This is a genomic window from Deefgea piscis, from assembly GCF_013284055.1.
Taxonomy (GTDB): domain Bacteria; phylum Pseudomonadota; class Gammaproteobacteria; order Burkholderiales; family Chitinibacteraceae; genus Deefgea; species Deefgea piscis.
The window spans coordinates 2,602,488-2,623,066 of record NZ_CP054143.1; the positions used below are offsets into that span (position 1 = coordinate 2,602,488).

Annotated in this window: 21 protein-coding genes; 15 read left to right on the plus strand and 6 right to left on the minus strand. The window is 46.8% G+C overall.

Features of this window, described 5'->3' with window-relative positions:
• Positions 1-50 precede the first annotated feature (50 nt).
• From rimP to pnp, 7 genes are all read left to right on the plus strand, one after another.
• On the plus strand, positions 51-485 hold the full coding sequence (gene rimP, locus HQN60_RS12125; protein WP_173533890.1) for a ribosome maturation factor RimP: 435 nt from the start codon (positions 51-53) through the stop codon (positions 483-485).
• A gap of 64 nt (positions 486-549) precedes the next feature.
• A complete protein-coding gene (gene nusA, locus HQN60_RS12130) occupies positions 550-2,022 on the plus strand; it encodes a transcription termination factor NusA (RefSeq protein ID WP_173533891.1) in 1,473 nt (490 codons plus the stop codon).
• A gap of 18 nt (positions 2,023-2,040) precedes the next feature.
• A complete protein-coding gene (gene infB, locus HQN60_RS12135; protein WP_173533892.1) occupies positions 2,041-4,791 on the plus strand; it encodes a translation initiation factor IF-2 in 2,751 nt (916 codons plus the stop codon).
• 152 nt (positions 4,792-4,943) lie between these two features.
• Positions 4,944-5,327, plus strand: a complete 384-nt coding sequence (rbfA, locus tag HQN60_RS12140; RefSeq protein ID WP_173533893.1) for a 30S ribosome-binding factor RbfA — start codon at positions 4,944-4,946, stop codon at positions 5,325-5,327.
• Positions 5,314-6,225: a tRNA pseudouridine(55) synthase TruB gene (gene truB, locus HQN60_RS12145; RefSeq protein ID WP_217390132.1), complete on the plus strand. Its 912-nt coding sequence runs from the start codon at positions 5,314-5,316 to the stop codon at positions 6,223-6,225. Before rbfA ends, truB begins: the two co-directional genes overlap by 14 nt.
• A gap of 82 nt (positions 6,226-6,307) precedes the next feature.
• The gene (gene rpsO / locus HQN60_RS12150) at positions 6,308-6,577 is read left to right on the plus strand and encodes a 30S ribosomal protein S15 (RefSeq protein ID WP_173533895.1); all 270 of its coding nucleotides are present in this window, start codon (positions 6,308-6,310) and stop codon (positions 6,575-6,577) included.
• Positions 6,578-6,795: 218 nt separating this feature from the next.
• Complete coding sequence (gene pnp / locus HQN60_RS12155; RefSeq protein WP_173533896.1) at positions 6,796-8,949, plus strand: polyribonucleotide nucleotidyltransferase; 2,154 nt, start codon at positions 6,796-6,798, stop codon at positions 8,947-8,949.
• Between the two features lie 80 nt (positions 8,950-9,029).
• Here the strand turns inward: pnp and HQN60_RS12160 are convergent, their stop codons facing one another.
• On the minus strand, positions 9,030-9,599 hold the full coding sequence (locus HQN60_RS12160; RefSeq protein ID WP_173533897.1) for a phasin family protein: 570 nt from the start codon (positions 9,597-9,599) through the stop codon (positions 9,030-9,032).
• Positions 9,600-9,798: 199 nt separating this feature from the next.
• Here HQN60_RS12160 and phaR point away from each other — a divergent pair, with 199 nt between their 5' ends.
• Together phaR and tcdA are read left to right on the plus strand one after the other, a co-directional pair.
• On the plus strand, positions 9,799-10,455 hold the full coding sequence (phaR, locus tag HQN60_RS12165) for a polyhydroxyalkanoate synthesis repressor PhaR (protein ID WP_173533898.1): 657 nt from the start codon (positions 9,799-9,801) through the stop codon (positions 10,453-10,455).
• Positions 10,456-10,559: 104 nt separating this feature from the next.
• Positions 10,560-11,339, plus strand: a complete 780-nt coding sequence (gene tcdA, locus HQN60_RS12170) for a tRNA cyclic N6-threonylcarbamoyladenosine(37) synthase TcdA (RefSeq protein ID WP_217390134.1) — start codon at positions 10,560-10,562, stop codon at positions 11,337-11,339.
• Between the two features lie 51 nt (positions 11,340-11,390).
• Here tcdA and rplI read toward each other — a convergent pair whose 3' ends face one another.
• The 5 genes from rplI to fdxA all read right to left on the minus strand — a co-directional run bounded on the left by rplI (position 11,391) and on the right by fdxA (position 13,224).
• Positions 11,391-11,843 (minus strand): 50S ribosomal protein L9, encoded by a 453-nt coding sequence (gene rplI / locus HQN60_RS12175; RefSeq protein ID WP_173533899.1) that lies wholly within the window; start codon positions 11,841-11,843, stop codon positions 11,391-11,393.
• A gap of 20 nt (positions 11,844-11,863) precedes the next feature.
• A complete protein-coding gene (gene rpsR, locus HQN60_RS12180; protein WP_173533900.1) occupies positions 11,864-12,091 on the minus strand; it encodes a 30S ribosomal protein S18 in 228 nt (75 codons plus the stop codon).
• Positions 12,092-12,100: 9 nt separating this feature from the next.
• On the minus strand, positions 12,101-12,370 hold the full coding sequence (priB, locus tag HQN60_RS12185; protein ID WP_173533901.1) for a primosomal replication protein N: 270 nt from the start codon (positions 12,368-12,370) through the stop codon (positions 12,101-12,103).
• A 46-nt stretch (positions 12,371-12,416) separates the two neighbouring features.
• Positions 12,417-12,782, minus strand: a complete 366-nt coding sequence (rpsF, locus tag HQN60_RS12190; RefSeq protein WP_173533902.1) for a 30S ribosomal protein S6 — start codon at positions 12,780-12,782, stop codon at positions 12,417-12,419.
• A gap of 118 nt (positions 12,783-12,900) precedes the next feature.
• Positions 12,901-13,224, minus strand: a complete 324-nt coding sequence (gene fdxA, locus HQN60_RS12195; RefSeq protein WP_173533903.1) for a ferredoxin FdxA — start codon at positions 13,222-13,224, stop codon at positions 12,901-12,903.
• Positions 13,225-13,382: 158 nt separating this feature from the next.
• Between fdxA and gluQRS the strand changes: the two genes are divergently transcribed.
• From gluQRS to trpB, 6 genes are all read left to right on the plus strand, one after another.
• Entirely contained in the window at positions 13,383-14,258 is an 876-nt protein-coding gene (gene gluQRS, locus HQN60_RS12200) for a tRNA glutamyl-Q(34) synthetase GluQRS (protein ID WP_308419442.1), read from the plus strand.
• Between the two features lie 178 nt (positions 14,259-14,436).
• Positions 14,437-17,268: a motility hub landmark protein FimV gene (locus tag HQN60_RS12205; protein WP_173533905.1), complete on the plus strand. Its 2,832-nt coding sequence runs from the start codon at positions 14,437-14,439 to the stop codon at positions 17,266-17,268.
• A gap of 170 nt (positions 17,269-17,438) precedes the next feature.
• Positions 17,439-17,921: a hypothetical protein gene (locus HQN60_RS12210; protein WP_173533906.1), complete on the plus strand. Its 483-nt coding sequence runs from the start codon at positions 17,439-17,441 to the stop codon at positions 17,919-17,921.
• Entirely contained in the window at positions 17,912-18,703 is a 792-nt protein-coding gene (truA, locus tag HQN60_RS12215) for a tRNA pseudouridine(38-40) synthase TruA (protein ID WP_173533907.1), read from the plus strand. Before HQN60_RS12210 ends, truA begins: the two co-directional genes overlap by 10 nt.
• Before the next feature lie 19 nt (positions 18,704-18,722).
• Positions 18,723-19,340 carry a phosphoribosylanthranilate isomerase gene (locus tag HQN60_RS12220; protein WP_173533908.1) on the plus strand — a complete coding sequence of 206 codons (618 nt, stop codon included), beginning with the start codon at positions 18,723-18,725 and terminating at the stop codon, positions 19,338-19,340.
• A 32-nt stretch (positions 19,341-19,372) separates the two neighbouring features.
• Complete coding sequence (trpB, locus tag HQN60_RS12225) at positions 19,373-20,578, plus strand: tryptophan synthase subunit beta (protein WP_173533909.1); 1,206 nt, start codon at positions 19,373-19,375, stop codon at positions 20,576-20,578.
• Position 20,579: the final 1 nt, after the last annotated feature.

Sequence of the window (20,579 nt, forward strand, 5' to 3'; positions counted from 1 at the left end):
CGCGCAGGAATTGCAGCCCATTTTTTGTTTGTAGCTTTGAGAAGAAGAGTATGGCGGCCAATCTGCAATCTGTGTTGGACAATACCTTGCCGGGTTTAGGGTACGAATTAGTCGATTTTGAAATGGGCGAAAAAGGTTTATTGCGCATTTTCATCGACAAAGACGGTGGCGTAACTATTGATGACTGCGTGGCAGTGAGTAATCACTTGTTGCGTTTATTTATGGTTGAAAACATCCCCCATGAGCGCCTCGAGGTGTCTTCACCGGGATTGGATCGCCTCATTAAAAAACCGGCGGATTTTGAGCGATTTGCCGGTGAGATGGTGAAGGTAAAACTACGGTTGCCCTTGCCTGATCGTCGCCGAAATCTCATCGGCAAGTTATTAGGTTTGGTGGATGATCAAGTTGTGATTGATGTGACGGGCGAAGTGTTGAAATTACCTTTGGCGTCGATTGATCGCGTTCGGATCGAACCGCAGTTTTAAATTGCGCCACCCATTTGGCAAATACTGTTAATTTGGCTTTTGTTCTATGCCGGAGGACTAATTTATGAATCGTGAAATTCTAGTGCTGGTCGAAGCACTTGCGCACGAAAAAAACGTGGAAAAAGAAGTTGTGTTTGGTGCGCTTGAGTTGGCGCTCGCTTCTGCAACCAAAAAACGTTACGAAGAAGAAGTTGAGATTCGCGTTTCAATTGACCGTCACACCGGTGCTTATCGTAGCTTTCGCGTATGGGACGTGGTTGAAGATAACGACCACGAAGAACCGTCGCGTCAAATCGCGATTACTGACGCCCCAGAATACAGTGCCGATTTGTCGGTGGGTGATGTATGGGAAGTCGAGTTAGAGCCGATTGAGTTCGGTCGTATTGGCGCACAAGCGGCCAAGCAAGTGATTTTGCAAAAAATCCGTGATGCTGAACGCGAACAAAATTTGAATGATTTCTTGCAACGTCGTGAACATATTGTTTCAGGTAGCATCAAGCGGATTGAGCGTGGCAATGCCATTCTTGAGCTCGGTAAGCTTGAAGCTATTTTGCCGCGCGATCAGATGATTCCAAAAGAAAACTTGCGTGTTGGTGATCGCGTTAAAGCGTTTTTATTACGTATTGATCGCAATGGCCGTGGCCCGCAATTGGTCTTGTCGCGGATTGCGCCAGAATTTATGGCAAAATTGTTTGAACTTGAAGTGCCAGAAATTGAAAACAATTTGATCGAGCTAAAAGGCGTGGCACGTGATCCAGGGATGCGCGCTAAAATTGCCGTTAAATCCAACGATCAACGTGTTGATCCACAAGGCACTTGTATCGGTGTGCGTGGTACACGGGTTAATGCGGTTAGTAATGAATTGGCCGGTGAACGTGTTGATATCGTTTTATGGTCGGCTGATGCTGCCCAGTTTGCGATTAATGCTTTGTCACCTGCAGAAGTGAGCTCAATTATTTTGGACGAAGACACCCACAGTATGGATGTCGTCGTTGATGAAGATAATTTGGCGATGGCCATTGGTCGTGGCGGCCAAAATGTGAAATTAGCGGCTGAGTTAACGGGTTGGAAACTCAACATCATGACCGTTGATGAAGCAGAGCAAAAACACGAAGAAGAATTCACTAAGATTCGCGCTTTGTTTATTCAGGCGCTGGATATTGATGAAGATGTAGCTGATGTCTTGGTACAAGAAGGCTTCAATACATTAGAAGAGGTGGCCTATGTGCCACTGAATGAAATGCTGGAAATCGAAGCGTTTGATGAAGAAACCGTAAACGAACTGCGCTCTCGTGCTCGTGATGCCTTGTTAACTCAAGCTATTGCGCGTGAAGAAAAGCTAGAGCATCAGTCCGAAGACCTGAAGACGCTGGAGGGTATGACCTCGGAATTAGCTACTGTATTGGCTGAGAACGATATACATACCCGTGACGATCTAGCAGATTTGGCGGTCGATGAATTAACCGAAATGACTGGTATCGACGCAGAAACCGCTAAACAACTGATCATGAAAGCGCGCGAACATTTGTTCGCCTAAGGCGCGGGAGAGTAATCAATGAGTGAACCCAAAGTCAGCCAGTTTGCTGCCGAATTAAAAATGCCAACACAAGAGCTTATCGAACAATTGAAAGCAGCTGGCGTGAACAAAAACAATGCCGATGACGTATTAAGTTCGGATGATAAGCAGCTTTTGCTCGGTCATCTGAAACAAAAGCATGGTCAAGGCGGTGATAAGCCGAAAGTAACATTGGCGCGTAAAGAAACGACTGAAATTCGTAAAACTGATGCGACTGGCAAATCAAAAACGATTCAAGTTGAAGTGCGTAAAAAGCGTGTTGTTGAGACATCTGCAACACCTGAAGTAGTTGCGCCAGTTGCCGCACCGGCACCAGTTGCCGCGCCAGCGCCAGCACCTGTAGCGCCTAAAGTGGCTGCGCCAGTTGCCGCGCCAGTTTCGGTGATTGATGAGGCTCAACGCCAACGTCGTGAAGCGGAAGCGAGCCGCCAAAATGAATTGTACGCTCGCCAAGCGGCCGAAATGCAAGCTAAGCAAAATCGCAATCAAAAGCCTGCCGAAATGGTGGCTCCTGCTGCTCCGGTAGCTGAAGTTGTGGCGGCGCCAGCGCCTGTTGCGGCTCCTGCGCCTGCGGTTAAACCACAGGTACAGCAAGCTAAGCCGGCAGAAAAAGCGCCAGCTAAAGCGACAGAAGCAGCCAAGCCTGCAGTGAAACCGCACATCAAGCCGGGCCACGAAGCGCCACGTGTTGGTGCGCGTGTCGATTTCCGTCGTCCGAAAGAAACACCAATTCATGCCCCAGAAAAAGCTGCGCCTGCAGCGGCTGCGGCGGCTAAACCAGCAGATAAAAAACCTGCTGGCGCGGCGCCGAAGAAAGATGAAAAAGGCGGCTGGAATGATGGTCGTCAGAAGAAGGGCATCAAAACTCGTGGCGGTGATACGGGTAATGATTGGAAGTCTAAAAAAGGTGGTAAGAAGAACCATGCTCAGCAGCAAGCGGATAATGCCCATGCATTTGTGGCACCGACTGAGCCTGTAGCGCGTGAAGTGGACGTGCCAGAAACGATTTCAGTTGCCGATTTGGCCCACAAAATGGCCGTTAAGGGCGTTGAAGTGGTTAAAGCGTTGATGAAGATGGGCATGATGGTCACCATCAACCAGGTGCTGGACCAAGAAACAGCAATGATTATTGTTGAAGAAATGGGCCATACACCAGTTGCTGCGAAATTGGATGATCCAGATATCTATTTGGATGAAGAAGCTAAAACTGATCATGCATCAACGCCGCGTGCGCCAGTTGTGACAGTGATGGGTCACGTTGACCATGGTAAAACCTCTTTGCTCGATTATATTCGTCGCGCAAAAGTCGCTTCGGGCGAAGCGGGTGGTATTACTCAGCACATTGGTGCGTATCACGTTGAAACAGGCAAGGGCATGATTACCTTCCTCGATACCCCGGGTCACGAGGCATTTACTTCAATGCGTGCCCGTGGTGCTCAATTGACGGATATCGTGGTGTTGGTGGTTGCTGCCGATGACGGCGTGATGCCGCAAACGATTGAAGCCATTCACCACGCGAAAGCGGCCGGTGTGCCGATCGTTGTTGCCGTGAATAAGATTGATAAGCCAGAAGCTAATTTCGAGCGTATTCGCCAAGAAATGGTAGCGCAAGAAGTGGTGCCGGAAGATTGGGGTGGTGATACTCAATTCGTTCATGTATCAGCGAAAAAAGGCTTAGGGATTGATGAGTTGCTGGATGCAATTCTGTTGCAAGCTGAAGTGCTTGAGTTGACTGCGCCAGTTGATGGTCCTGCTAAAGGGATTATTATCGAAGCTCGCTTGGATAAAGGTCGTGGTCCGGTTGCTTCAATGCTGGTTCAGTCTGGTACTTTACGCAAAGGCGATACTGTCTTGGCTGGTCAGGTTTATGGCCGTATCCGTGCGATGTTGGATGAAAATGGTAAGCCAATTACTGAAGCAGGCCCATCAATGCCTGTTGAAATTCTTGGTTTGTCGGAAGTGCCATCTGCCGGTGTTGATGCCATGGTATTGGCTGACGAGAAAAAAGCGCGTGAAATTGCGATGTTCCGTCAAGGTAAATACCGTGATGTGAAATTTGCTCGTCAACAAGCATCTAAGCTTGAGAATATGTTTGCGCAAATGGCGGAAGGCAATGTTCAAAACTTGCCAATCATTATTAAAGCTGACGTTCAGGGTTCTTCAGAAGCCTTGTCACAAAGCTTGCAGAAACTATCTACCAGCGAAGTGCGGGTACAAATCTTGCACAGTGCTGTAGGTGGTATCTCTGAGTCAGATGTGAATTTGGCTCTGGCTTCTAAAGCGGTCATTATTGGCTTTAATACCCGTGCTGATGCGGCTGCGCGTAAATTGGCTGAGGCTGAAGGCGTTGATTTACGTTACTACAACATTATTTATGATGCTGTAGATGATGTGAAGGCGGCCTTGTCGGGCATGTTGGCACCAGAGCGTCGTGAGTCGATCATTGGTCTGGTTGAGATTCGTCAGGTCTTTGCTGTATCTAAAGTGGGTACGATTGCAGGTTGCTTGGTGATGGAAGGTGTTGTTAAACGTTCGGCAGGTGTTCGTGTCTTGCGTAACAACTTGGTAATCCATCAAGGCGAGCTGGAAAATCTCAAACGCTTTAAAGATGAAGCTAAAGAAGTGAAAGCTGGTTTCGAATGTGGCTTGCAGTTGAAAAACTTTAACGATATTCAATTGGGCGACCAGTTGGAAGTCTTTGAAGTGGTCGAGGTTGCTCGTACGCTGTGATGATATAAGGTGTTCGGAGTGAGGTGTGAGGTGTTCTCACTCCGACGCAATAGCGCAAGCCCAAGGTGGTGCTTGCGCTTTTTTGCTTTAAATTAACTAGGTGTTGAGAGGTTATTCACCTCACTCCTCGCACCGTCCTCCTCACAGAGACTATGGCTAATAAACAATTTACTCGTGCTGACCGTGTCGCTCAGCAAATTCAACGCGATTTGGCTACGGTGATTCGTGCCGAGTTGGATCATCCGCTAGCTTCGCTCATTACGGTGACTGACGTTGAAGTTTCACGTGATTATTCGCACGCCAAGGTGTTTTATACTTTTTTGGGTGACGTGAGTCATCGTCCAGAAATCGCTCGTTTGCTTGAAGGTACTAAAGGCTTTTTACGTGCGCAAATCGCTCGTGGGTTTTCTTTGTATAAAATGCCTGAGTTGCATTTTGAATATGATGAATCCATTGAGTACGGCATGAATTTAACGCAAAAAATTGATCAGGCTAATGCATTGCCGAAAGCGCCAGAAGAAGATGGCCAAGCGTAAAATTGATGGTGTTTTATTGCTAGACAAGCCGTTTGGATTTTCAAGTAATGGCGCTTTGCTTAAATGCCGCTGGTTATTACAGGCGGAAAAGGGCGGTCATACTGGGGTGTTAGATCCTTTTGCAACGGGTTTGTTGCCACTCTGTTTTGGTGAGGCGACAAAGTTTGCTCAGCGCATGCTTGATGCCGACAAGGGTTATCGCGCAACGATCCGCTTTGGGCAGATGTCAACAACGCTAGATGGCGAAGGTGAGATTAGCGAGACAGGCGTAGCTCCTGCTGATCTGGCAGAAATCATGCCGATTTTGGCTCAGTTTACCGGGCCAATTGAACAAACTCCCCCGATGTATTCAGCGCTCAAGGTTGCTGGCAAAGCGCTGTATGAATATGCCCGTGAAGGCGTTGTTTTGGAGCGAAAATCTCGCCCCATTACGATTTATGAAATCAACGTCGTTTCGTATGATGCGCCTGTGTTGGTGGTTGATGTGTTGTGTTCCAAAGGGACGTATATCCGAGTGTTGGCCGAAGATATCGGTAATGCTTTGGGTTGTGGTGCGTATTTATCTGGATTGCGTCGAACTTTGACGGGTGGTTTTAAACTCGAAGATGCCATTACCTTGGATGAATACATTGCGATGGATATGCCACTTCGCGAAGCGAAGTTGCTACCCGCTGAGCAACTTATTATTGAGTTGCCAAGTGTGCAGCTCAATCTGTCACAAACTGCACTCATGCGCAATGGTATGCCTATTTTGGATTTGGTCAAACCGCCGCAGGGTGAGTTAAGGCTTTACGGACTTAGCGAAAAGTCGGATAATCCTGTGTTTATCGGTTTGGGTGAAGTGGGCGCTGATGGCGTGCTGCGACCCAAACGACTGCTTTCTACCCATGTGGGGTAGAAGGTTAATGGAGCTGGAATGGGTTGTAAGACTCAATCTATGCTTGTCTAATCATCGTAAGATGATTTTTTGGAGAAGTTGAATGTCTGTTTCTGTTGCTCAAAAAGCTGAATTAGTAAAAAAATTCCAACATGCGGAAGGCGATACTGGTTCTTCTGAAGTTCAAGTTGCTTTGTTGACTGCTCGTATCAATGATTTGACTGAGCATTTTAAAACACATAAGAAAGATCATCACTCACGTCGTGGTCTTTTGGCTATGGTTTCTCGTCGTCGTCGTTTGTTGGACTATCTCAAACGCACGAACAATGATAGCTATCGCAGCTTGATCGCTGCATTGGGTCTACGTAAGTAAGACCTAACGACAAAAGTCGCAGTCAACCGATTGCGACTTTTTTCTTTATGCTCTTTAAGTTTTAAAGCTTTATTCTGCCCAATAGCGATTCCGGCGGCAGAGTAGAGTTAGGTTGTGCCGGAATCGGCGATGTGCAGGCTAAACGTAGCCGTCGATCCCATCGCAGCGGAAGTTTCTCTCGCCAAGATCGTTGGCAAACATTGTGAAAAGGACAACGAGTGTTCAATAAATTTACTAAATCTTTTGCTTTCGGCAAAAATACCGTCACTATCGAAACTGGTGAAATTGCCCGTCAAGCTACTGGCGCCGTGATGGTGGATGTGGATGGTACATCTGTATTAGTGACTGTCGTTGCTGCCCGCTCGGTAAAACCTGGGCAAGATTTTTTCCCGTTGACTGTTGATTACCAAGAGCGTACTTACGCTGCAGGTAAAATTCCTGGTGGTTTCTTCAAACGTGAAGGCAAACCATCGGAGAAAGAAGTATTGACGAGCCGTTTGATCGATCGTCCGATTCGTCCGTTGTTCCCTGAAGGTTTCTTTAACGACATCCAAATTATCGCAACGGTGATGTCGATTAATCCTGAAGTTGATTCTGATATCGCCGCAATGATCGGCGCTTCTGCTGCATTGACATTATCTGGCGTGCCTTTTGATGGCCCTATTGGCGCAGCGCGCGTGGGTTATATCAATGGCGAATACGTATTGTGTCCAGCGATGTCTGAAATGAAAGACAGCCAAATGGACTTAGTGGTTGCTGGTACGAGCCAAGCGGTATTGATGGTTGAGTCTGAAGCCAACGAATTATCAGAAAGTGTGATGTTGGGTGCGGTGGTATTTGGTCACGAGCAAATGCAAGTGGCTATTAACGCAATCAATGAATTGGCGGATGAAGTTAACCCAGAATTGTTTGACTGGACTGCACCTGTTGCTAATGAAGAATTGATTGCACAAGTTCGCAGTATTGCTGCTGAAGGCTTGGCGCAGGGCTTTAAACTACGTCAAAAACAAGCTCGTACACAAAAAATCAATGAAACTTGGGCTTTGGTTAAAGACGCGCTGATTACTGAAGAAACAGGCACTTTAGCGGCTAATGAAATCAAAGGTATCTTCAAAGGCTTGGAAGGCGAAATTGTTCGTGGCCAAATCCTTGCGGGTGAGCCACGTATCGATGGTCGTGATACGCGCACTGTACGCCCAATTTCGATTCGCACTGGCGTATTGCCACGCGCACACGGTTCGGTGTTGTTTACTCGTGGTGAAACTCAAGCCATTGCTGCGGCAACTTTGGGTACTAAGCTGGACGAGCAGAAAATTGATGCATTGCATGGTGGTTATACCGATAACTTCATGCTGCATTACAATTTCCCACCATATTCGACAGGCGAAACAGGTCGTGTTGGTGTGCCAAAGCGTCGCGAAATCGGTCATGGCCGTTTAGCTAAACGTGCTTTGATTGCAATGTTGCCAAACAAAGAAGACTTCGCGTATTCAATGCGCGTTGTGTCTGAAATCACTGAGTCAAATGGCTCGTCTTCAATGGCTTCGGTTTGCGGTGGTTGTTTGGCATTGATGGATGCGGGTGTGCCGATGAAAAACCACGTTGCGGGTATCGCAATGGGTTTGATTAAAGAAGGTAATGCTTTCGCTGTGTTGTCAGATATCTTAGGTGATGAAGATCACCTTGGTGATATGGACTTTAAGGTTGCAGGTACAGAAAACGGTATCACTGCGCTGCAAATGGACATCAAAATCACCGGTATCACTAAAGAGATCATGCGCGTTGCGCTTGATCAAGCTAAAGAAGGTCGTGTTCACATCATCGGTATTATGAAAGGTGCTCTTGATGGTGCCCGTGAAGAAGTGAGCGAGCATGCTCCACGTCTTTACACCATGAAAATCAATCCAGAAAAAATCCGTGATGTGATTGGTAAAGGTGGTTCGGTTATTCGTGCGTTGACTGAAGAAACTGGCACGCAAATCGACATTACTGAAGATGGCACCATTACGATTGCTTCTGTTTCGGCAGAAGGCGCGGCTGAAGCGCGTCGTCGTATTGAAGAAATTACTGCTGAAGTTGAAATTGGTCGTATCTACGAAGGTCCAGTCGTTAAGATTTTGGATAAAAACGTCGGTGCTATTGTTTCAATCATGCCTGGTAAAGATGGTTTGGTACACATTAGTCAAATCGCGAATGAGCGTATCAATAACGTGGGCGATTACCTAAAAGAAGGTGAAATTGTTCGTGTTAAAGTGATTGAGCAAGACGAAAAAGGTCGTATTCGTTTGTCAATCAAGGCTGTTTTGAATGATGAAGCTGCCGTTGCTGCGCCTACGGTGGTGGAAGTTGTGACTGAATCAACGCCAGAGTAAGAGTGAGGCGCCTAAGGCGCTTCAATAAATAAAAAACGGGCACTTTTAAGTGCCCGTTTGTTTGGGTTGTATTTGAGCTGTTATTGAGCTGTAGAGCCTGCGCTGTTGGTTTTTTTGCTGGCAGTTTTTACCGCGTCTGCAGTGGCTGTTGATGCCGCTTTTACAGAGGCGTCGGCGAAGTCTGCAACTTGTTTGGCAGCTTTGGTCATGCTGTCTACAGCAGCAGCAGTGGCTTGTACTGTTGATTTTACTGCAGCTACGGCAACGTCAGCCCCGGCAGGTGCTGATTTAACAAAACGATCTAAGCCAGAAACAACATTCTTGTTAAAAAATACACTGCGCTCATCAATCAGTTTGCTAAATTCAGTCTGGGCTTGAGAGGCGATTTCATATAAATTTTTGCCATAAGCGAGCGATTGTTCAATCGCAGCTTCAGAGAGCTTTTGTTGGTTAGAAAATGCAGTTTGTGCATCTTTAAATGTGCTAAATTGTTTTACATTACGAGCACTTTCTTCTAGCGTATTTTTTGCGGTTTCAATCTGTAATTGAACAAGACGATCGGCGGTATCAATTGATATGCGCGCGAAACGCAATACTGTTTCCAGTTGTTCGGTTGCAAAGTCGTTTAGTTGTTGCTGTGCTGTTGTCATGCTAAATTCTCCTGAATGGTAACGGGCTAAACCAGACGCAAGCTGGCAATTGCTGCAGTGCACAATACGCATTCATTTTGGAAGAGCTTTTTATTGTTGTCAATATAATTTTGTGCAGTGCATCATGTTGCGCCTGTCTCTGCACAGGGCTATTCTCTGTTGGTATGGTGAGTAGTTCAATTTTTCGAGGGTTGAGTCAATGAGTGTCGAAAAGCGTGTCATTAAGAAGTATCCAAATCGTCGTTTATACGACACCCATACCAGTAGCTATATCACGCTAGCGGATGTTAAGCAGCTGGTGCTAGATGGGACGGATATTTCCATTGTTGATGCGAAGACCAGTGAAGATCTAACACGCAGTGTTTTGCTTCAAATTATTTTGGAGGAAGAGGCTGGTGGTATGCCTATGTTTTCTTATGATGTTCTGACCCAAATCATCCGTTTTTATGGTCATGCAATGCAGGGGCTGATGGGGAATTATCTAGAAAAAAACATGCAGCTATTTGCTGAAATGCAGGGGCGATTGCAAGATCAAGCTAAATCAACGACGCTGGCTGATAATCCACTGTTTAGTAATCATAATTTGTGGGGCGAGTTTATGAAGTTCCAAGGCCCGGCGATACAAAACATGATGGGAAACTATTTGGAAAGTAGTACTACGATGTTTGTTGATATGCAGCAGCAACTGCAAGATCGTGCAAAAAATCTTTTCACAGGTTTTGGCATGCCCGGCGGCCCTCAGCGTGCGGATGTGGATGATGTGCAACCAACGGCGCCCCCAGATGCGATGACACCTGCGGTAGATGAAGTGGTTAAAAAGCCTACTGTTCGGCGTAAAGCGGCACCTAAGGCATGACATCGTTGCGGGATAAAACCTCAACATAAAAAAGTTAGAGTAAAAAATAATTAACGTTTAAACGCAGCCCCATGTGGGGCTGTGTTGTTTTGAGGGAATGTATTATGGCTATGTCGGAATTGTATCTTCGGCGATTTGCTGGTATTGCACGTTTGTATGGTGCAGAGAGTTTGGTAAAGTTTCATTCTGCTCGGGTTTGTGTGATTGGCGTTGGTGGTGTTGGTTCTTGGTCCGCAGAAGCTTTGGCGCGCTCTGGTGTTGGGCAGGTGACTTTGATTGATTTGGATGATGTTTGCATTTCTAACACTAATCGGCAGTTGCCAGCTTTGACGGGCGAATTTGGTCGGATGAAAGTTGCTGTGCTAGCGGAACGAATGTTGGCAATCAATCCAGAAATGAATGTTGTGCAGATAGAAGACTTTATTTCTACAGAAAATTTTGCTGAATATTTGGCAGGGAAATTTGATTTCGTTATCGATTGCATTGATAGCGTTAAAACCAAGGCGGCTTTGATTGCGTGGTGCCGGCGTAATAAAGTAAAGCTGATTACTGTTGGTGGGGCGGGAGGTCAAATTGATCCGACGCAAATTACAGTCGATGATTTAAGTCGGACGTTACAAGACCCCTTAGCATCTAAGGTGCGTAGTCTGTTGCGTCGTGATTATCAGTTTCCGAAGCAGGGGAAAAAATTCGGGATTGAGTGTGTGTATTCGACTGAGCAATTGGTCTATCCACAAGCTGATGGCTCGGTATGTGCAATTAAGCCTCAGGCTGGTGAGGGGGTTCGTTTAGATTGCGAGGGTGGATTTGGGGCGGTCATGACGGTGACGGCAACATTTGGTTTGGTTGCAGTTTCTAGAGTGTTAAAAGCTTTGGCAAAATAAAAAAAGCCATGGTTATCCATGGCTTTTTTAGTATCATCTTGTTGAGGCTAATTAAGCAGCTTCACCAACAACAACTAATTTAATTGTGCTTACAACGTCGTGGTGCAATGCTAATGCCACTTCGTATTCACCGATGGCTTTGAATGGGCCTTCTGGTAAACGCACTTCAAATTTCTTGATTTCGATACCAGTTGCAGTAATTGCATCAGCGATATCTTGAGTCGTTACTGAACCAAACAAGCGGCCATCAACACCGGCTTTTTGGCCGATAGTGAAGGTTGCGCCTTCTAGTTGAGCTGCACGAGCTTGTGCTTGAGCCAAGATTTCTGCTTGTTTAACTTCCAACTCAGCACGGCGAGCTTCAAATTCAGCTAAGTTAGCTGCATTTGCGCGTTTTGCTTTGCCTTGTGGGATCAAGAAGTTACGTGCGTAACCGTCTTTCACTTTAACTACGTCGCCCAATGTACCTAGGTTTGCTACTTTTTCGAGTAGGATAATTTGCATGTTAAGTTCTCCTTGCTCGATTAGTGTTGGTCAGTGTACGGCAACAAAGCCAAAAAGCGAGCCAATTTGATGGCAGTCGACAATTGACGTTGGTATTTAGCTTTAGTACCAGTGATACGTGCAGGAATAATCTTGCCGTTTTCAGAGATAAAGTCTTTAAGCAAGGCAACGTCTTTGTAATCAACGTGCGAAATGCCTTCGGCAGAGAAGCGGCAGAATTTCTTCCGCTTGAAAAGATTGCGAGACATGAGATTTCCTCAATTCAAAAGTTCAAATGCATCAATATGCAAAACCAGAGCATGACGAAAACGTTGGCTTTTTGCTGCGAGAAATCCTTTGCATTTTAGCTTTTGTTCTGGGGCAAGATTGGCAATTGCTTGCGCGATGTCGCCCAGGGCTAAAAAAGGAATTTCACATTCAACTTTGCGAGCACTGCCAAGCTGCATTTGTGATGATTGGTGGAGTATCCGCCCTTCAATCACAGGAATACCTGCTGGTGTGTTGCGTAAACTTGAATCGCTAACCAAAAAACCTTCGATTAGTACTCGGTTTCGTAAGTTCAATTTAGCCGAATTAAGCGGCTAGGCCTTCACCAGCAGCTTGTGACAATGATTTAGATTTTTCTTCTTTCATCATTGGCGAAGCTTCGGTTGCAGCAACATCAGTTTTTAGTGTCAAGTGACGTAAAACTGCGTCATTGAATTTGAATGCGTGCTCGATTTCATCCAAAGTTGCTTGGCTGCACTCGATGTTCATCATTACATAATGAGCTTTGTGAATCTTTTGGATTGGGTAAGCCAATTGACGACGGCCCCAGTCTTCCAAGCGGTGAATTGAGCCTGCACCTGCAGTAATCAGGGCTTTGTAACGCTCGATCATTGCTGGAACTTGTTCGCTTTGATCAGGGTGTACGATAAATACGATTTCATAATGTCGCATGAAGTCTCCTTACGGGTTACAGCCTACCGCTAGCGACCACGGTTAGGCAAGGTTGTAGAACCAATGAATTTAGCCTTTTTTTGCAATTTAGGCAAGTTTTATATGGAACTAATTTGTATCAACGTTCGATTTCGTCGATTTTCCCACTGATGGCTGCCCATGTTGCATGGTCGTTAAGCGGATCTTTTTTCTCAACTATTGTTGGCCATGTTTTTGCCAGTTCAGCATTGAGTGCGATGAAATCGTGCATCTCTGCGGGGACGTCGTCTTCTGCGTAAATGGCTTCGACTGGGCATTCTGCTACGCACAAGGTGCAATCGATGCATTCATCTGGATCAATAACGAGAAAGTTTGGGCCTTCACGAAAGCAATCTACTGGGCACACATCAACGCAGTCTGTGTATTTGCATTTCACGCAGGCATCGGTCACAACGTAAGTCATCGCTTGTCCTTTTTTGTGTCGACTGTAAAAATGTCACTATTTTAGCAGACTGTGGTCTTAACTGGTTAATCATGGGTTTTAGTCAAAGTGATCATTCAGACGTTGTTGTTTCTCCATATGTTGGGCGTTTTGCACCCAGTCCTACTGGGCACTTGCATATGGGCTCTTTGTTGGCAGCTACTGCCAGTTACTTGGAGGCGAGGGCTCATTCTGGGCGATGGTTGTTACGAATAGAGGATGTAGATCGAGGGCGAATTGAGGTTGGCGCGGCTGACTCGATTGTGAATGCATTACTACGATTCGGCTTTGAGTGGGATGGACCTGTCTTGTATCAATCAAGTCAGTATTCACAGTATAGGGCTGCTCTCTCTGATTTGATAGGGGATGGGCGCGTATACCCTTGCTTTTGTTCTAGGAGAGAAATCGCACTTCATGCGCGTTCCGGTGTAGATGGTGTTGTTTATCCTGGTACATGTCGGCTTGGCGTTACAAAAAAAAGGGGTGCGCATTCTTGGCGTATGCGAACGGAAGATAGAGATTATTCATTCTTGGATGAAATTCAAGGATGGCAAACCCAAAATTTAGCAAAGGATGTTGGCGATTTTGTTTTGCTCCGTGCAGATGGTTGCTGGGCATATCAGTTGGCCGTGGTTGTTGATGACGCCGCTTCAGGGGTGACGCATGTGGTGCGGGGCGCCGACTTGCTCGATTCAAGCCCTCGACAAATTGCATTGCAGCAGGCCCTTGGTTTGCCCACGGTAAAATACGCACATATTCCGCTGCTTGCTGATTTGGGGGGCGAGAAGCTAAGTAAGCAAAATAAAGCGCCAGCCTTGCAAATAGGGTCAGAAGTTTTGCAGTTATGGCAATGTCTTGATTTTTTGGGCCAGCAGCCACCAGTCGAATTACAAAGCGCCGATTTAAAAAATTTATGGCTTTGGGCGTTTTCTGCTTGGGATTTGGCAAAAATCCCTAAAAAACGTAGCGTGTCTGTTACGCTCGAAGCAAAAAATGAATATAAAATTCTGTTCTAGATTGAATTGTTAGTATTATCGAGAAAGTTTTTGTAAATAATATGTATCATTTGACGGCAATTAAATTACGCTGTCTTAATTTGAAAGCTTTGTACTTGATTCGTGTTTGTTATTGATTGAATATAATCAAGATAAGAATGAAGTAAAATTTAGAATGATCGCGATTGGGAGATTGCTTGTGCTTAAGACGCCACGATTTAAAACATGCGTACTGGCCGTGACGATGGCTGCTTTACCTTGGTTTGCTAATGCAGCGGGTTTGGGTCGGCTGAATGTTTTATCCGGCTTGGGGCAGCCTTTTCGTGGAGAGATTGATTTGGTTTCAGTTTTGCCGGGCGAAGCCGATTCATTGGTGGTGAGCTTGGCTTCGCCTGAGGCTTTTTCAAATGCGCAAATTGCTTACCCATCAGGGGCTTTAGGGCTGCGCTTTAATATTGAGAAGCGAGGCAATGGTCAGCACTATGTTGCAGTCAAGTCTTCGCAAGCGATTTCTGAGCCTTATCTTGATTTTTTATTGGAACTTAATTGGGCTACTGGTCGTATTCAGCGAGAGTACACCGCATTGATTGATCCTGCAGGTTATTCGCCGACGGCATCGACCAAATTTGCTGCGAGTGCTTTGCCCGGCGTGCGTAGTTCCGGTGTGATTAAAGCCAAGCCAAGTCAGTCTCAATCAGCCCCTTTGAATGAAAAAGCACGATCTACCGAATCTTCGGTAGAGGCGCGTGATGCTGAGTCGTATAAGACAAAAGGCGGCGATACGCTATCGGGTGTGGCGAGGGCAGTGCAGCCGAGTGGTGTGAGTTTGGATCAGGTCTTGGTTGGCTTGTATCGTAATAATCCTGACGCTTTTGATGGCAATATGAATCGGTTGAAACGGGGCAAGATTTTGCGCGTGCCGCCCGTGGCTGAGTTACAGGCGCTGAGTGCTCAGCAGGCCAGCAAAGAAGTTAAAGTACAGGCCGAAAATTGGAATGAATACCGAAGTAAGCTCGGTGATCTCGCCGCAAAATCTTCGGCACGGGATCTGGCGGCTCAATCGGCTGGCGGTAAGATCGTTACTCAGGTCGAAGATCAAGGCGCAGGTGCAGTTGATAAAAATAAAGATGTCTTGAAGCTGTCCAAAGCGGTTGATTTAGCTAAAAAATCAGGCGATTTAGCCAAGGTTCAGGCTTTAGAGGAAGAGGTGGCCGCACGGCAAAAAGCGCTGAATGAGGCGAATCAGCGTGTCGCGGAGTTGCAGAAAAACGTCAGTGATATGGAGCGTTTAATTGCAATGAAGGCTAAGGCCAGTGATGTTGCCAGTGCGGAGGCTGTAGCTTCTGTTGCTTCGACCTCTTCGCAAGTCGAGGTCGCAGCACCGGCAACGGTCGCGAGTGCGGTTGTGGCGAGTCATGTTGCTAGTGCGCCAGCGGTCAAAACCAAAAAACGCGTTGAAGTCGTCGCTGACGTGCCAGAGGAAACTGGCTTCGTAGCGAGTCTATTTGAAAATCCGCTGGCATTGGGTGGCGGCGCTTTGGCCGTGTTGTTGGGTGTTGGTGGTTTGTGGATGGTACGGCGACGTCAGCGCCCTAATGTGTTTGAAGATAGCATTATTACGGGTGGTGATTTAAAGGCCAATACGGTATTGGGAAGCACAGGGGGCGGAGTAATTAGCACCCAATCTACCGAAAATTCGTTCCTTACTGATTTTAGTCGACAAGGCTTAGGCACGATTGATACCGATGAGGTTGATCCAATTGCCGAGGCCGAAGTGTATATGGCGTATGGCCGTGATGCACAGGCAGAAGAAATCTTAAAAGATGCGTTAAATAAAGATCCTTCGCGGCATGAAATCCGCATGAAGTTGCTGGATATTTATGCCGCTCGAAAAGATTTGATCTCTTACGAAGAGCATGCCTCAGCGTTGTTCGCCATGACAGGTGGCAAGGGTGAGCACTGGGATCGCGTGGCGCAAACTGGTAGCGAGATAGACCCAGAAAATCCGTTGTATCAGCAAGGTGGTGTTATTGATACTCGAGCTGTTGCTGCGGTTGTTATGGGCGCTGCACCAGTCGTGGCGGCTGCTGCAGTGGTAAATCAGCACTTGGATTTTGAATTGGATGTAGAGTCGCCTTCAGTTGATCGTGCTGAAGCCGATTTTTCTGAAAATCAAGCGCCAATTGTTGATGTGCCAGTTGAAGAGGCTGATTTGGAGTCTGAATTTGCTGAAAGCTTGGCTGGTACTGATCTGGACTTGGATCAGGATTTATCTTTCGATCTTACAGAGAGTGCCGCGTTAGAATCGGTTGAGGCCGATTTGGGGGTGGAAAAAATCGAAGCGCCAACGAATGCGCCAAGTGTAGAAGAGAGCGAGTCGCCGCTGGCTGACGAAATGATGGCGCTGGACTTGCCGATTGAGTTGCCTGTAGAAGCTGCCTCGATGGAGGAGGCGCTATCGGATCTTGATGAGTTGGCTGAATTTGATTTTGGAACCTCACTGAACGCAGATGCAGATGCCGGTCCAGATGCCGAGTTTGATTTGTCAAATTTTGACGCTTTGGCGAGCTCTTTGGATCTGGACGCCGATTTAAGCGCACCGGCATCCACTTTTGATTTGGCTTTGCCTGAGGAAAATCTGCCTGAGTTAGATCTTTCCGAGCCGCTTTCTGAAAGCATTTCAGAGGTGGAGGCTACCGAGCCAGAAAATGAGATGAGTTTGGATTTCAATTTTGATTTGGCCGCACCAGTCGGTTCTGAGTTAGATGCGACTTCTGCTAACGAGCAATTAGATGCCAGTCTAACTGAAGATATTGCGTTGGATGATATTAGCTTGAGCTTGGATGAGGCTGCCACGTCGAGTGAAATGGATTTCTCTGCGGATGACCCGGTGCAAACAAAAATTGATTTAGCCCGTGCTTATATTGATATGGGTGACGTTGAGGGCGCTCGAGAGATTCTTCAAGAAGCATTGCAAGAAGGAAGTGCACAGCAGCAGGGTTTAGCTCAGTCACTTTTGGCTGATTTGTAAACTGTTACAGTCTGGAATTAATCCTGAATTTACATCCAGTGAATTTTTTGGCGCTTTGGCTGTGGTTGCTATTGTTGCTGCCATGGCTTGAGCGCCATAATCTTTGGTTTTTGGTTCTGATCGTCGTGCTCATCGCGACGAAATATGCTCGGCAACGATTGCAACGAAGCTTGTCAAAATTAAAGTGGCTCTTACTCGTTACCGTGCTGATTTATGGTTGGAGTACGCCGGGGCGCTATCTTTGGTTGGGTGTGTTGTCGCCTACTGATGTCGGTTTAAGCTTGGGTGTTGATCAAGTAGGACGGCTGCTAGTTGTTGCTGCCAGCTTGCAAATCCTGCTTAAAAGATTAACAAGCAATGAGGTTTTCTCCTCTTTTTACCTCTTTTTATACCCTTTGCAGTACTTTTCTAATGCACGGGTGCGATTTGCTGTCCGTTTTGCTTTAACATTGCAAGTGGCTGAATCCTTGCTGGAGTCCAAGCTAGGATTTAAGGCTTTGTTGTCGCTGATTTTGCAGCCGCAGCCAGCAGCATGTCACACCATTGAGTTGTCGTATATTCCGATCAATCGACTGCAATTGGGTTTGTTGTTTGGACAAGGTGCTCTGGTTTTGTATTCTATTTTTTTGGGGATGGATGGGTTTTGGCGTTGAAACGATTTGCCATAGCGATTGAGTATGATGGTCGTGATTTTAGTGGCTGGCAGGTGCAGCCTCAGATGGATACAATCCAAGGCGAGATGGAGCGCGCAATTGGTAGGATGGCCGGGCATCCGGTTCGGATACATGCGGCAGGTCGTACTGATGCTGGCGTTCATGCTACACGGCAAATTGCACATTTTGACAGCGATGCTCAGCGTCCAATTACCGCATGGGTACGCGGTGTAAATAGTTTTTTACCCGCAGGTATCTCAGTGCTTTGGGCGCAAGAAGTGCCTGAGCATTTTCATGCCCGATTTGTTGCCACCGCACGTCATTATCGCTATCTCTTATTGCGTCACCCTATCCGTCCTAGTTTGCAAGCTGGGCGAGTGGGCTGGGTGCATTATGATCTTGATATTGCACAGATGCGTGCCGCGGCGCAGTTTTTGTTGGGCGAGCATGATTTTAGTAGTTTTCGGGCTGCTGAATGTCAGGCGCTATCTCCGATTAAGCACTTACAAAATATTCAAATTACCGAGCATGGCAATATGCTGTGCGTCGATTTCTCTGCGACCGCATTTTTGCATCATATGGTACGAAATATCATGGGTGCGCTGCTCTACGTTGGTAAAGGCAAGGCTTCTGCAGAATGGATGGGCTGGTTATTGGCGCAAAAAAACAGAACGTCTGCACCGCCGACATTTATGCCTGATGGCCTTTATTTGACGGGCGTGAGCTATCCTGCTGAGTTCGAATTGGCTTCTCTGCCAGAATATCGCTACGGAATGATTTAATGAGCAACAAGGCTTTTTGATGCGAACTCGAATAAAAATTTGCGGATTGCGGGATGCCGCTACGGCGCGTCAGGTGGCGCAATTGGGGGCGGATGCCATCGGCTTGGTATTTTATCCGCCGAGTCCTCGGCATGTTTCTGTGCCATTGGCGGCAGAAATTGTTGCGGCATTACCTGCCTTTGTTTCTTCTGTAGGACTTTTTGTCAATGAAACGGCGGAAAACGTCAGTGCCGTGTTAGAAAGTGTGCCGCTAGACTTGCTGCAATTTCACGGCGATGAAGATTTAGCGTTTTGTGTGCAATTTGATCGGCCCTTTATCAAAGCACTTAGGGTAAAACCTGACATAAATTTGATAGAATACGCCGCGCGTTATGTTTCACCCTTGTGCCGAGGTATTTTGCTCGATGCTTGGGTGGATGGTGTGCCCGGTGGAACCGGTGAAAGTTTTGATTGGCAAGCCTTGCCAAACGAGTGGCCATTGCCATTAATTTTGTCGGGCGGTTTGCATCCAGAGAATGTCGCGACTGCGATTGCCTGTGTGCAGCCTTGGGCAGTTGATGTGTCCAGTGGTGTAGAGCGCTCTAAGGGTGTTAAAGATTTAGTTTTGGTTGAGTCGTTTATTCGCGCCGTTATTTAATTAATCTGCTTTAAAGTTTATGTGAGAGAGTCATGAGCGAAATTTATCAGCAGCCCGATGTACGTGGTCACTTTGGTCCTCATGGTGGCATTTATGTCGCTGAAACTTTAATGCCCGCTTTGGAAGAATTGCGAGTCGAGTTCGAAAAAGCCATAAAAGACCCCGCGTTTATGGATGAATATCGCTACGTCTTAAAGCACTATGTTGGCCGTCCGAGCCCGGTTTACCATGCACAGCGTTGGTCTGAGGCATTAGGTGGCGCGCAAATTTATTTAAAACGCGAAGATCTAAACCATACCGGTGCGCACAAGGTGAATAACACCATTGGTCAGGCTTTATTGGCTAAACGCATGGGTAAAAAGCGCGTGATTGCTGAAACGGGCGCTGGTCAGCATGGGGTTGCATCGGCCACCGTCGCCGCGCGTTACGGCATGGAATGTATCGTGTATATGGGGGCGGAAGACGTAGTTCGCCAAGCGCCCAATGTCTATCGAATGAAATTGCTCGGTGCAACGGTCGTGCCGGTTACTTCGGGCACTAAAACCCTGAAAGACGCAATGAATGAGGCGATGCGTGATTGGGTGACCAATATTGATTCAACGTATTACATCATTGGTACTGCCGCAGGCCCACACCCTTATCCGCAGTTGGTTCGTGATTTTCAAGTGGTGATCGGCGAAGAATGCAAAGTACAAATGCAAGAAATGATCGGCCGTCAGCCTGATGCGGTCTTGGCTTGTGTGGGTGGTGGCTCGAATGCGATTGGTATTTTCCATCCCTACATTGATGTGCCGAACGTACGTTTGATTGGTGTTGAGGCGGGTGGTGATGGTGTTGAAACGGGTCGTCATGCGGCGCCATTAACATCGAATGCAAAAAATGGCGTATTGCATGGTCAGCGCTCTTATTTAATGCAAGATGCCGATGGCCAAATCAGCGAAACACATTCGATTTCAGCAGGTTTGGATTATCCAGGCGTTGGGCCTGAGCATAGCCATTTAAAAGATATCGGTCGCGCCGAATACGTTGCGATTAATGATGATGAAGCGTTGGCGGCATTTCATGATTTGTGCCGTTACGAGGGGATTATCCCTGCTCTAGAGTCGAGTCACGCCTTGGCGCAAGCGGCAAAAATGGCAAAGACCATGCGTAAAGACGAGGTGCTGTTGGTGAATCTCTCGGGTCGTGGTGATAAAGATATTCCAACGATTGCTAAAATGAGCGGCATTCAACTGTAAT

Coding starts and splice junctions, on each gene's coding strand:
- rimP (WP_173533890.1), top strand. CDS start 51: ATGGCGGCCAATCTGCAATCTGTGTTGGACAATACCTTGCCGGGTTTA.
- nusA (WP_173533891.1), top strand. CDS start 550: ATGAATCGTGAAATTCTAGTGCTGGTCGAAGCACTTGCGCACGAAAAA.
- infB (WP_173533892.1), top strand. CDS start 2,041: ATGAGTGAACCCAAAGTCAGCCAGTTTGCTGCCGAATTAAAAATGCCA.
- rbfA (WP_173533893.1), top strand. CDS start 4,944: ATGGCTAATAAACAATTTACTCGTGCTGACCGTGTCGCTCAGCAAATT.
- truB (WP_217390132.1), top strand. CDS start 5,314: ATGGCCAAGCGTAAAATTGATGGTGTTTTATTGCTAGACAAGCCGTTT.
- rpsO (WP_173533895.1), top strand. CDS start 6,308: ATGTCTGTTTCTGTTGCTCAAAAAGCTGAATTAGTAAAAAAATTCCAA.
- HQN60_RS12160 (WP_173533897.1), bottom strand. CDS start 9,599: ATGACAACAGCACAGCAACAACTAAACGACTTTGCAACCGAACAACTG.
- phaR (WP_173533898.1), top strand. CDS start 9,799: ATGAGTGTCGAAAAGCGTGTCATTAAGAAGTATCCAAATCGTCGTTTA.
- tcdA (WP_217390134.1), top strand. CDS start 10,560: ATGGCTATGTCGGAATTGTATCTTCGGCGATTTGCTGGTATTGCACGT.
- rplI (WP_173533899.1), bottom strand. CDS start 11,843: ATGCAAATTATCCTACTCGAAAAAGTAGCAAACCTAGGTACATTGGGC.
- rpsR (WP_173533900.1), bottom strand. CDS start 12,091: ATGTCTCGCAATCTTTTCAAGCGGAAGAAATTCTGCCGCTTCTCTGCC.
- rpsF (WP_173533902.1), bottom strand. CDS start 12,782: ATGCGACATTATGAAATCGTATTTATCGTACACCCTGATCAAAGCGAA.
- fdxA (WP_173533903.1), bottom strand. CDS start 13,224: ATGACTTACGTTGTGACCGATGCCTGCGTGAAATGCAAATACACAGAC.
- gluQRS (WP_308419442.1), top strand. CDS start 13,383: ATGGGCTCTTTGTTGGCAGCTACTGCCAGTTACTTGGAGGCGAGGGCT.
- HQN60_RS12220 (WP_173533908.1), top strand. CDS start 18,723: ATGCGAACTCGAATAAAAATTTGCGGATTGCGGGATGCCGCTACGGCG.
- trpB (WP_173533909.1), top strand. CDS start 19,373: ATGAGCGAAATTTATCAGCAGCCCGATGTACGTGGTCACTTTGGTCCT.